This window comes from Psychrobacter sp. YP14 (genome assembly GCF_003209315.1).
Lineage (GTDB): Bacteria > Pseudomonadota > Gammaproteobacteria > Pseudomonadales > Moraxellaceae > Psychrobacter > Psychrobacter raelei.
Genome location: NZ_CP029789.1, coordinates 1344160 through 1356498, shown reverse-complemented (window position 1 = coordinate 1356498; position 12339 = coordinate 1344160). Strand labels below are relative to the sequence as shown.

The 12339-nt window shown below is 45.6% G+C and carries 10 protein-coding genes; 4 read left to right on the top strand and 6 right to left on the bottom strand.

Annotated features, from left to right (window positions below; all coding sequences use genetic code 11):
• Window positions 1-16 precede the first annotated feature (16 nt).
• Window positions 17-667, top strand: a complete 651-nt coding sequence (locus DLE54_RS05710; RefSeq protein ID WP_011960409.1) for an anthranilate synthase component II — start codon at window positions 17-19, stop codon at window positions 665-667.
• Window positions 668-768: 101 nt separating this feature from the next.
• Here DLE54_RS05710 and DLE54_RS05705 read toward each other — a convergent pair whose 3' ends face one another.
• The 3 genes from DLE54_RS05705 to DLE54_RS05695 are packed head-to-tail and all read right to left on the bottom strand — an operon-like array spanning window position 769 to window position 3134.
• Complete coding sequence (locus tag DLE54_RS05705; protein WP_011960408.1) at window positions 769-1512, bottom strand: amino acid ABC transporter ATP-binding protein; 744 nt, start codon at window positions 1510-1512, stop codon at window positions 769-771.
• A gap of 42 nt (window positions 1513-1554) precedes the next feature.
• Window positions 1555-2238 (bottom strand): amino acid ABC transporter permease, encoded by a 684-nt coding sequence (locus tag DLE54_RS05700; protein ID WP_197708937.1) that lies wholly within the window; start codon window positions 2236-2238, stop codon window positions 1555-1557.
• A gap of 50 nt (window positions 2239-2288) precedes the next feature.
• On the bottom strand, window positions 2289-3134 hold the full coding sequence (locus DLE54_RS05695; RefSeq protein WP_011960406.1) for an amino acid ABC transporter substrate-binding protein: 846 nt from the start codon (window positions 3132-3134) through the stop codon (window positions 2289-2291).
• A 555-nt stretch (window positions 3135-3689) separates the two neighbouring features.
• On the opposite strand from DLE54_RS05695, the gene DLE54_RS05690 reads away from it, so the two are divergent.
• A complete protein-coding gene (locus DLE54_RS05690) occupies window positions 3690-5189 on the top strand; it encodes an L-serine ammonia-lyase (RefSeq protein WP_110816549.1) in 1500 nt (499 codons plus the stop codon).
• An 85-nt stretch (window positions 5190-5274) separates the two neighbouring features.
• On the opposite strand, the gene DLE54_RS05685 is transcribed toward DLE54_RS05690, so the two are convergent.
• From DLE54_RS05685 to yghU, 3 genes are all read right to left on the bottom strand, one after another.
• Window positions 5275-5988 (bottom strand): DsbA family oxidoreductase, encoded by a 714-nt coding sequence (locus tag DLE54_RS05685; RefSeq protein WP_110816548.1) that lies wholly within the window; start codon window positions 5986-5988, stop codon window positions 5275-5277.
• Window positions 5989-6168: 180 nt separating this feature from the next.
• Window positions 6169-7719: a DEAD/DEAH box helicase gene (locus DLE54_RS05680; protein WP_011960403.1), complete on the bottom strand. Its 1551-nt coding sequence runs from the start codon at window positions 7717-7719 to the stop codon at window positions 6169-6171.
• Window positions 7720-8187: 468 nt separating this feature from the next.
• Window positions 8188-9063: a glutathione-dependent disulfide-bond oxidoreductase gene (gene yghU, locus DLE54_RS05675; RefSeq protein ID WP_110816547.1), complete on the bottom strand. Its 876-nt coding sequence runs from the start codon at window positions 9061-9063 to the stop codon at window positions 8188-8190.
• A gap of 209 nt (window positions 9064-9272) precedes the next feature.
• Here yghU and DLE54_RS05670 point away from each other — a divergent pair, with 209 nt between their 5' ends.
• Complete coding sequence (locus tag DLE54_RS05670) at window positions 9273-10721, top strand: DHA2 family efflux MFS transporter permease subunit (protein WP_193564703.1); 1449 nt, start codon at window positions 9273-9275, stop codon at window positions 10719-10721.
• A 230-nt stretch (window positions 10722-10951) separates the two neighbouring features.
• Window positions 10952-12304 carry an NADP-specific glutamate dehydrogenase gene (gene gdhA / locus DLE54_RS05665; protein ID WP_041773311.1) on the top strand — a complete coding sequence of 451 codons (1353 nt, stop codon included), beginning with the start codon at window positions 10952-10954 and terminating at the stop codon, window positions 12302-12304.
• Window positions 12305-12339: the final 35 nt, after the last annotated feature.

The window sequence follows — 12339 nt, the reverse complement described above, 5'->3', positions numbered from 1 at the left end:
TCCTCAAGGATTACCGATGAATGTATTAATCATAGACAACTACGACTCATTTACTTTTAATTTGTATCAATATGTGGGCGAGATACTACACACGCAGCCAGACCAAGCGGCGGCTCCTCAAGTGACTGTTAAGCGCAATAATGAGATCAGCTTAGCCGATATTAAGGCGGCCAATTATGACCGCATCATCATCTCTCCTGGTCCTGGCTCACCGGATGATCCGGCGTACTTTGGGGTATGTGCTGAGGTTATCCGCGAGCTTGGGCCGACGATACCGCTATTGGGAGTGTGTTTAGGGATGCAAGGCATCGCACACGTGTTCGGCGGTGATGTGGTGCGCGCTGGCGTGCCGATGCATGGTAAGACCTCACCCATTCGCCATGATGAGCAAGGGGTGTATCAAGGGCTGCCACAAGACATTGAGATTATGCGTTATCACTCATTGATGGTCAAAGCAGATACCTTGCCTGAGTGCTTAACGGTCACCTCTGTGGTATCCAATGAAGCCTATGCCGGTCAAGACTTAATGAGCCATGTCAAAAATGGTGAGGAGATTATGGGCATTCGCCACAAAACATATCCCATCCAAGGGGTGCAGTTTCATCCTGAGTCGTTTGCCACTGAGGGCGCCAAGCGCTTGCTGTCAAACTTTTTGTTGCAGGTATAAGCCTCTTTTATGTAAACTTATTTTAGGACGGGACATCGGTCATAAAAGAGCCCAGCTGCATGCAGCTGGGCTCCTTTATTATTGGGCATGTAATCATTAAATTAAGACGCAATACGCTGTAAAAAGGCACGCGTCCGCGGATGCTGGGAGTGTTCGAACAATTGCTCTGGTGGACCGACCTCGACCACATAACCATCTTCCATTAGCATCACCACATCGGCCACATGACGCGCAAAGTTAATCTCGTGCGTGACCACCACCATGGTCCAGCCCTCAGAGGCCAGTTGCTGCATGGTTTTTAGTACCTCTTGTACCAGCTCTGGGTCAAGTGCTGAGGTGGGCTCATCGAACAATAACAAATCAGGCTCAATGGCCAGCGCTCGAGCAATACCTACCCGCTGCTGTTGGCCCCCTGATAGCTGAAATGGGTATAAATCCACCTTGTCTGATAGCCCCACTTTTTCAAGCAGTTGTAAAGCTTTGGCTCGAGTTTCTGCCTTATTTTTGCCTTGCGCCACCACAGGGCCAAGCATCAGGTTTTCTATGGCCGTCTTATGCGGAAATAAATTATAAGACTGAAACACCATGCCGGACTTTTGTTGTAACTTGCGCATCACAGCCTTTGAGGGCTTAGCGCCAAAGTCGACCTTTAAGCTGCCATCATCAAATTCAATAACCCCCTGCTCAGGCACTTCAAGGGCATTGAGACAACGTAAAAAAGTGGTTTTACCTGAGCCCGACGGCCCCAGTATCACCACCACGCTGCCCTTTTTGATATCCAAATCAATGCCCTTGAGCACCTCATTGTCGCCAAAGGCTTTTTGAATATTAGTTATTTTTATCATAGCGGTTTCCTAATGAGTGCTGCTGGCCATATCCTGACCAAACTATTTGGCCACGTAGCGATCCAAACGGGTCTCGAGTCGACCTTGCACGGCGCTCAAAGCCAGACAGATGACCCAATATATTAAAGCCGCCTCAGTATAGACCAGCATAAATTCATAGTTTCGCGCAGTAATAATTTGAGCCTGCTTAAACATCTCAGTGACTAAGATAAGTGAGGCAAGAGAGGTGTCTTTTACAAGGCTAATAAAGGTGTTCGACAAGGGTGGTACAGACACTCGCAGTGCTTGCGGCAAGATGACATGACGAAAGCTTTGCAAATAAGTCAGACCCACGGTAGCGCCCGCTTCCCACTGCCCCTTAGGAATAGATAAGATAGAGGCACGTACAGTCTCTGATGCATAAGCACCAATATTGAGCGAGAAGGCAATAATTGCTGCGGGGAAAGGCTCAAGCATGACCCCAACGCTTGGCAGACCATAAAATATAATAAAAAGCTGCACCAGCATTGGCGTACCACGTATGGCCGACACATAAATACGTGCCAGCCTATACGCAATCTTATGCCAAAGTGCCTGACGTGGCACCACTCGAATCAGCGCCACCACCAAGGCGATGGCCATACCAATAATAAATGAGGCAATGGCCAACGGAATGGAATAGTAAATGGCGCCTTTTAGCATCGGCCAAAACGACTGGATAACGATATCAGCCCGCGCTGGTGACATAAATGGCAGCATGGCGAGCAGACTTTGTAGTGCGTTTAGCAGCGAAGAGATCATTTTTTGCTGATATCCTCACCGAAAAACTGCTCGCTTAATCGGGTTAATGTGCCATCTTTATGTAGCTCATCCATCGCTTCGTTGATTTTTGCCAGTGCCGCATCATCTCCTTTTAGCATCACCAAGCCTGAGCCAGTCATTTCCTCAGCAGGGGCTTTTAGCTTAATTTCAAGTGAGCTGTCTGGGAATTTTTTTAGATAATCAAGCACGGCTAGATTGTCATTTAAAGTAAAATCAGCACGGCCTTGTTTGACCAACTCCACCGCTTGGGCCATACCATCTACAGGCACCACTTCAGCTTCATATTTTTTGGCCAACTCGCCATAGTTGCTGCTTAGTGACTGCGCTGATTTTAAGCCTTTTAAAGACTCCCAAGAGTTAAAGCGGCTGTCTGATTTTGGGGCAAGTACCACAGCGCCTGACCAGCTATAAGCTTCTGCTTTGTCATACTTGGCTTGACGCTCAGGGGTGGTAAGACTCACTTGGTTGGCCACCATGTCAAAGCGTTTGGCATCTAGGCCGGCAAGCATCGCATCCCACTGGGTCTCTTTAAACTCAACTTTTACACCAAGCTTATCTGCCACAGCACGGGTGACTTCCACATCATAGCCGGTCAGTTTGTTTTGCTCATCATGATAGGTATATGGAGGGTATGTGCCCTCAGTCCCTACGTTGATGGTGCCACCACTGTTGATGCGGCTTAATAAGTCAGAGTCTGTGCCTGTAGATTGTGTCGCCTCTGCCTCTTTGGCGCTATCGGTTGAGGGGGTTTGGTTACAAGCGGCCAATAAGATGGCGCCGGTTGCCATTACGGTTAGATTTCTTAATCCACGATAAGACATAGCAATTCCTTGAATAAATAAAATAAAAAAACATCAGTAAAAAATATAATCTGGATTGAACCCGTTGCAAGATGTCCAAACCAAGCAAGGTATTCCATCCAAAATAAGTGACCACTTTAACCATCTTGCAGGAGTAGCCCTTGATGGGTACAGCTATAAATTATTCAATGATAACCCTAATTCCGATTTTGCATTTATATATTACTTTTTATGCTAGCGCTTTTTATGATAGACGATGCATATAAATCAGATGCATACAGAGCAAAGGGCACTGACCTGCCATTCTAACAAAATTATCTGCCAAAACTGCACTCTCCTTACTATTGGCACACCAAATTGTTTGTAAATGCCACGCTTATCTCAAAGTCGCCTCCCAAAAATACTCACAAGTTCACTGACAACTTGCCTGCCTGTGCTCTAAAATAGCCACTTTTGAGAAAACTGCATATTATTTATAGCCAATTGGTTATAATAGGTCTAACTATTTGTATAGATAATTTTATACTTAATGTTTTAGATAATTTTTTAAATAAAAGAACAATGGACTACTTATAAATGATCAGCTTATTTGATATGTTTAAAATTGGGATTGGCCCCTCAAGCTCCCATACCATGGGACCTATGGTCGCAGCTGGCATGTTTATCGATGAATTAAAACAGCAATTTAGATTGCAAGACATCGTGCGCCTACAAGTGGATCTCTATGGCTCACTGGCTTCGACCGGTAAGGGACACGCCACAGATACTGCCTGTATCTTAGGCCTGCTGGGGTTTAAGGCCAACAAAATCGACACCACCAAAGTGAGCGAGTATTTAGCGCCCGTATTACAGCAGCACACGCTGAATCTAAATGGTGAGCACACCCTAAGCTTTGATTACGATCATGACATCATTTGGCATCCGCGCAACAGCTTGCCGCATCATCCCAATGGCCTGAGCTTTACTGCGTATCATAACAGCGGTGAGCAGCTGTCTAAGACTTACTACTCTATCGGGGGCGGCTTTGTGGCCACCGAAGAGGAGTTTGATACTCCCGCTAAGGCGCAGGCAGGTGAGACGGAAGCTGAAGCTGCCCATGCCGCTGACAACGTGGCCATTACCAGTGATCGCACAGTACCCTATCCTTTTGGCAATGGCAATGAGCTACTAGAGCAGTGTGCTAAGCACAATCTTAGTATCAGTCAGGTCATGATGGCCAATGAGCTGTCTATCCGTGATAAAGACACCATCTATGCTTACTTAGATGAGGTCTGGGAAGTCATGCAGCAGTGCGTCAGAAACGGCTGTAAAGGAGAGGGTATCTTGCCGGGCGGGTTAAAAGTAAAGCGCCGAGCCAAAGACATGTACCGTCAGCTGTTAAATGAGCTTGAAAGTCCCAAAAAAGCCAGTGATAAGCTCATGGCCATGGACTGGGTAGATCTTTTTGCTCTCGCGGTCAATGAAGAAAATGCCAATGGCGGGCGTGTGGTCACTGCCCCCACCAATGGTGCAGCTGGTATTATCCCTGCTGTATTACATTATTACCGCGACTTTTTACCCAGCTACAGCCAGCAAGGGGTGCGTGAGTTTTTGTTGACGGCCGCCGCTATCGGTACCATTATCAAGCAAAACGCCTCAATCTCCGGTGCCGAGGTGGGCTGTCAAGGTGAAGTAGGCTCAGCCTGCTCTATGGCGGCAGCCGGTCTGGCCCATGTGATGAATCTATCCCCTGAGCAGTGCACCAACGCCGCTGAGATTGGCATTGAGCATAATTTAGGCCTGACTTGCGACCCTATTGGCGGGCTGGTGCAAGTGCCTTGTATTGAACGCAATGCGATGGGTGCGGTTAAGGCCATTAACGCGGCAAGATTGGCCAGCCGCGGTGACGGCAAGCATCATGTGTCGCTAGATAAGGCCATTGCTACCATGAAAGCTACTGGCGCTGATATGATGGATAAATATAAAGAGACGGCCATGGGCGGGCTTGCTGTCCATGCGTATAACCCTCAAGATGGTAGCGTTGATGGTTCACGCATTGAGATGGTTGAGGTCGGTGTGGGTTATCCGCAGTGCTAGGTCATTAGTACTGGCTTATTATTTTAGCTAAAAAAGACCCGCCTTATTAATAAGGCGGGTCTTTTTATGAGTCGTTATTCATTGTTTACTCATCGGTTATCTGACAGCCATCAATACCGCAGCTTGTAGTATCAGCTTGGCTGTCCGCTAACTGCTCTTGATGAATCTGTCTGAGCGCCTGCTCAAAGTCTGCTTGTGCCATCGCGCCTGGAATCGCATATTTATCATTAATCACAAAATACGGCACACCGCGTACCCCTAATTGCATTGCCTGTTGTTGGTCAATAGCGACTTCATCTTTATACTCATCGCTATCAAGCAGTGCATTCACATCAATATCTAAACCAATATCACTGGCAATTGAGGCTAATACCTGACGATTGGCCAACTCTTTCTTATCAATAAAATAAGCTTTATAGACCGCCTTTTTAAAGCGGTCCGCCAATTCAGGTTTGTTTTGTTGCACATATTTGGTCAGTCTGTGCGCATCCATCGTATTGGTAAATAAGGTATCGGTGTAATCGAAGTCTAACCCCTCTTCTCTTGCAGTCTGAGAGATATTTGCAATCTGCTGGCGAGCTTGCTCATCGCTGATACCATATTTGTGCGCCAAGCGTTCTAAAGTTGAAGCAGTCGCCTTTAGTGGTGCATTGGGATCTAATTGAAATGCTTTGAGTTCTATATCTACATTGGTAGTGATCTCATTTTGCGTCTGTAACTGAGCGATGGCTTTATCCAGTCGTACTTCACCAATGTAGCAATATGGGCATGCATAGTCCGACCAATAACTAATTTTCATAATAAATTCCTGTGTATAAAATCTTAACGTCTTATATAAGGGTAATGAGCCGCCATTTAAACAGCAGCTGCTATGAATAACATTCAGGCATAAAAAAAGACCAACTCGTTAAAGTTGGTCTTTTTTATTAGCAGTTAATGAGAGTGAACCCATTAACTAGCCATTTAATCAGCTATTTAATTAGCCATTGCTGCTACGGCGGGCTGGACGGCCTTCACCTGAGCGAGCTGGTCCACTGCGGCGTTGGCCACCTGGTTTGCCAGCGCTTGCACCGGTAGGTTTACCACCAAAGCGGCGACCGGCAGGTTTGCCACTAGGACGACCAGCGCCTGCGCCACGTTTCTCACCGCTGGCATTGTCAGCAGACTTACCACGGTAGCCGCCGCCACCGTTACCACCACGACGGTTACCCGCGCCTGGGCCACCACGACGATTGCCACCACGGCCACGTTTGGCTGCTGTGCCGACGTGCATGTCTTTGGTGTTTTTCTTAGGCTCCATACCCTCGATTTCTTCAACCGACATGGTACGTTTTAGATAACGGTTGATGGCATCAAGCTGTGCACGGTCATCAATGCTACAGATGTTGATAGCGATACCGGTACGGCCGGCACGACCACTACGACCGATGCGATGCACGTAGTCTTCTGTTTGACGTGGTAAGTCGTAGTTGAATACGTGCGTAATACCACTAACATCGATACCACGGGCAGCGACATCAGTTGCCACTAGGATAGTAATTTTACCTGCTTTTACATCATTAATGATGCGGCTACGTTTGGCCTGTGGTAAGTCGCCATGTAGGAAGCTGGCTTTATGGCCTTGCTCTTTTAAGCTCTTAGCCAATGTCTCACAGCTGCGCTTGGTGGCAGCAAAGATGATCGCTTGGTTCACATCTTTTTGAGTTAATAGGTTATCTAAGATACGGTTTTTATGATTAAAATCATCAGCGTAATATACCGACTCATCAATGTGCTTGGTCTCAGCTTTGATATCGATACGTTCAGGGTTGTTGGTGAAGCTGGCGGCAATTTTGCCTACCGGGCCATCCCAAGTGGCTGAACACATAATGGTTTGACGATTTTTTGGTGCCGCTTTCATGACTTTTTCGATGTCTTCAGCAAAACCCATGTCAAGCATGCGATCGGCTTCATCAAGAATTAGAATATCTAATTCAGATAAATCGATACGGCCTGAATTCATGTGATCGATAAAGCGTCCTGGTGTGGCGATAATCACTTGAACGCCTTTATTTAGCGCACGAATCTGACCACCGTAAGGGGCGCCGCCCACAAGAGGCACACTGAAGATATTGCGGGTTTTTGAGCTGTATTGACGTACGCTATCACTCACCTGGTTAGCAAGCTCACGTGTTGGGGTCAAAATTACGGTATGTACCACTTTATTGGTGGCTTTATCACGAATGATTTTATCCAGCATAGGTAGTACGAAAGCGGCTGTCTTACCACTACCGGTTTGGGCAGATAGCAATAAATCACGGCCGGCCAGTGCTGGCGGGATAGATAGGGCTTGAATAGGTGTTGGGTGCTTGTAACCGCTTGAAGTTAATGCTTCAAGTAGCTCTGGCGCCAATTCTAGGTCAACAAAGGTCACTTTATCTTCAGTGTCTACTTCGCTGTTAGGATGGGTCTTATCGTTTAAATCTTGAGTGGTGGTGATACCGTCTACTTCGTTTGCGGCATTGTCTAAAAGAGTGTCTAAGTTTGACATAAATGTGTGTCCATTTAAATACTGCCACTGAGTATCCTGCCAATGCTGAGGGCAAGTAGTGAAACAGTTAAAGTTATAAGGCACAACACAGATAAGCGTTAGTTAAGCTGTACATCCTATGTACAAGTTAGCAACGTATTTTGGTGGTTGTTACCGTGAGGTCGTTAGCAGCAAGAGACATAATTATCTTTTGTTAGGCTAACAGCAAAATCATCGGCAACAATTTTAAAAGGTGTCTTCTCCAGACGACAATTGCGGGCGATGTTATCAATCAGCAAGCGCAGAGTATAACACAACTAATTTAAATAGGTGGACTAATTTAAAATTATATTTAAAAACATCCACCTAGCTCACTCAGTATCGCATACCCTGCCCTTTGTCCGACGCTATTTGCTATCTTAAAATTTACTGTCTTAAAGCGAGATATTTTAAAGCTTACTATTTTAAAGATAGTTACTTTAAAGACGGTTATTTAATCGGCTTTAGCTCAAGGTTGACCGCACGCTGTACCGCAGGACGTGTAGAGATTTGCTTCGCCCAGCGCCGTAGATGGGTGTAGCTGTCCACTTGCAAAAATTCTCCAGCGCGCTCATACGACTCATCCAACGCCAAGCGGCCATACCAAGGCCAGATGAGCATATCAGCCACGCTATAGTTGTCCTCGCCATCGCCAATCATATATTCATGGTGGGCTAAGTGCTTATCTAGCAAATCTAATTGTCGTTTGGTCTCCATCGTAAATCTGTCAATGGGATACTGCATCGGATATGGCGCATAGCTAAAGAAATGACCAAAACCACCGCCCAAATAAGGCGCGCTGCCCATTTGCCACATCACCCAGCTTAGATAGGTGGCGTATTTTTGGGTTTGTGTGTTTTGTGGCTTAAATTTATTAAATTTTTCTGCCAAATACATCAAGATGGCGCCCGATTCAAACAATTTGACAGGATTGTTGGCATCAGAGTAATCGATAAGCGCAGGAATTTTAGAGTTTGGATTAATCTCCACGAAGTCTGAGCCGAATTGATCATTCTCCATAATGTCAATTTTATAGGCATCATACTTAGCCGACTCTATGCCAAGCTCAGCGAGCTCCTCTAACAATATATTTACCTTAATGCCATTGGGCGTGTTCAGCGAATACAGCTGTAGGGGATTGTCGCCTTTGGGTAGAGTTTGCTGATGACGGGCGCCTGCTGTGGGCTTGTTGGTATTGGCAAACTTGCCGCCATTGCCCTCTACTGGCTGCCACACTTTAGGGGGTACATAATCTGTATTGGTATCATTTAAGGTGTTATTTAAGGTGTTATTTAAGGTGTTGTTTAAGGTGTTGTTTGAGCTCATGATAAGTCCTTTTTTATTAACGTGTTATTGAGGTTTTATTGGCTTTATATATTTTGATTTAGCCTATCATAAACAATTTTTTGGTTAAGTTCAGTTACAGATTAATTGACAGCCCATTACTAACATTAACACTAAATAGTTCGTGCGGCGGCCGTGGTACTATAGACAACTTTATTTTCTTAGTTAAACCTAATTTTTTAGGTCGTCTTATGCCCAATAATTCTAATAATCAAGAAATCACTAACACCACCGCCACTTCATTGGCATCAGATTTACAGCCCAAATTCACTTTATCTGCGGTTCAAGCCAAGTTTTTGCCTTATGTTCTTGCTGTCGCTTTGTTTATGCAGATTTTGGATGCGACTATCTTAAACACGGCCCTGCCTGAAATGGCGCTGGCGTTAGGTGAGTCGCCGCTCAAGATGCAGTGGGCTGTGATCAGCTATGCATTAACTTTAGCCATCTTTATCCCAATAAGCGGGTTTATGGCCGACAAGTATGGGACTCGCAAAGTATTCTTAACTGCGATTGTACTGTTTAGCATTGGCTCAATTTTCTGTGCCATGTCCCCTAATCTGGATATCTTGGTCGCCTCTCGCATACTACAAGGTGTGGGCGGAGCAATGATGACACCCGTGGCCCGCTTGATATTGGTCAAGTCCTATCCGCGCAACCAGCTACTGACGGTGATGAACTTTGCCGTTATCCCAGCTTTGATAGCGCCCCTTGTCGGCCCGCTGGTTGGCGGTTATCTGGTGCAATATGCCAGCTGGCACTGGATTTTTTTGATTAATATTCCGATGGGGATACTGGGCTTTATCCTTGGTTTTAAATTGGTACCTGATATCAAAGAAGCCGCTGGCAAGTTGGACTGGTTTGGTTTTGGTCTATTTGCGCTCGCCGCTGGATTATTGACGCTGGCAGTTGAGCTGTTATCCAAGCCAGGAGAGGCCATCCCAGGCTTTGTTCTTATCGCGGCAGCACTTGGCTTATTACTCATGTACGTGCGCCATGCCCGAAAGGCAGGCAACCCTATTTTTCCACTGTCGTTATTTGATGTTCGAACCTTTAGAATTGGTATCACCGGCAACTTATTTACCCGACTTGGTATCAGTGCTGTGCCCTATTTATTACCACTATTGTTACAGGTGGCATTTAAATATACGCCATCGCAGGCAGGCTGGTTGTTAACTCCTATTGCTGTCGGCGCCATGGGCATCAAGCCTTGGGTAAGTAAAATCATTCAGCGCTTTAGCTACCGCAAAGTATTAGTCACCAATACCACCATCCTTGGTATTTTGATTATTTTATTGGCGCAGCTAAATGCCTCGATACCTTGGTACTATATTGCACCGCTTTTGGTGATTATGGGGGCATGTAACTCCATGCAGTTTAGCGCCATGAACACCATTACTATCGGTGATCTAGAAGGCAGTCAAACCAGTAGTGGTAATAGCTTGATGGCTGTTAATCAGCAGTTGGCCATTAGTTTTGGTATTGCTTTTGGCGCCACCATATTGAGCGTCTTTAGCGATAGGCTTAACTTTGAGATTGTCAGTGCCTTTCATGCCACCTACTATGTGCTGGGTATTATCACCATCATCTCTGGGCTGTCATTTTTAAGATTAAAACCTGAAGATGGCCGCGGCTTATACTAAGTGATTGCCCATAACGAGTTGTCGATAAAATGATGAAAAACCTTGTCTGTTTAGATCATAAATTTACTTTAAAATCATACTTTTAATAACTTATTCCTAAGGCACTTATAGAATTTAGTAATGAGTGGTTAAAAAGATATAAAAAAATGTTGAATTTACACTGAAATTAGAGTAATTTTTTAATGTAACAATACTGTAATGTTAATTTAATCTGATAAGGACAGGGCCCTATGAGCATGCAAGACGTCATTAAACGTATTGAAGAACGCTACCCACACCAACCGGAGTTTATTCAAGCAGTAAAAGAGGTAGCGAGCACTATTGACGTTGTATATGATCGTGATCCGAACTTCGCGAAATATAAAATTTTTGAGCGTCTGACTGAGCCTGATCGTATTATTAGCTTCCGTGTTAACTGGGAAGATGATGAAGGTAACATTCAAATCAACCGCGGCTGGCGTGTCCAGTTTAGTAATGCTCTAGGTCCCTACAAAGGCGGTATCCGCTTCCATCCCACCGTTAACGAGTCTATCTTAAAATTCTTAGGCTTTGAACAAATCTTCAAAAACGCCCTAACCGGTCTGCCTATGGGCGGTGCAAAGGGTGGCTCAGACTTTGACCCACATGGTAAATCAGACAGCGAAATCCGCCGTTTTTGTTATGCCTTTATGCGTGAGCTGTATCGCTATATTGGTAAAGACATGGACGTACCGGCCGGTGATATCGGGGTTGGTGGCAGAGAAGTCAGCTATATGTTTGCGATGTACAAGAACCTTACCAATGAATACACTGGGGTATTGACCGGTAAAGGCGTCGGCTTTGGGGGCAGCTTATGTCGCTCAGAAGCTACTGGCTATGGGGCCGTTTACTTCCTACAAAACATGCTAAGCGCTCACAACGACAGCATGGAAGGCAAAACGGTACTGGTTTCAGGTGCTGGTAATGTGGCCGTCCATGCCGCCGAAAAAGCCATTGCTTTGGGTGCCAAAGTCATTACTTTATCAGACTCAAAAGGCACGTTGTACGACGAATTTGGTTTTGATCAAGAAAAACTCGATTGGGTAAAACAACAAAAAGCCAATCGTCAGCCTTTATTTGAGTACCATAGAAGATTCTCAGGCAGCGGCGTATGGCTACCTGGTGAGAAGCCTTGGAAGTTCGATGGCGATATCGCTATCCCTTGCGCCACTCAAAATGAAGTGACCGCGGCTGATGCCGAAGCCATGTACGAGCATGGTGTTCGTTATGTGGTTGAAGGGGCTAATATGCCTCTTGATGCCGAAGCCATTGACGTCGTTCGTGACAAAAAAATGCGTTATGCGCCAGGCAAAGCGGCCAATGCTGGCGGTGTGGCAGTATCTGGTCTTGAGATGTCACAAAACTCCGTACGTCAGTATCGTACGTTTGAAGATGTGGATCAGCAGCTTCAAATCATCATGAAAAATATCCATGATGATGCCGCTCGGGCGTCTGAAGAGTATGGCTATAACTCTGATGACTGTATTGACTACATGTCAGGGGCGAATATTGCCGGCTACATCCGTGTGGCCAATGCCTTAATGGCGTATGGATTACTCAACTAAGCGATTTTCAGTGCTTATTTAAGTGTTTATTTGAG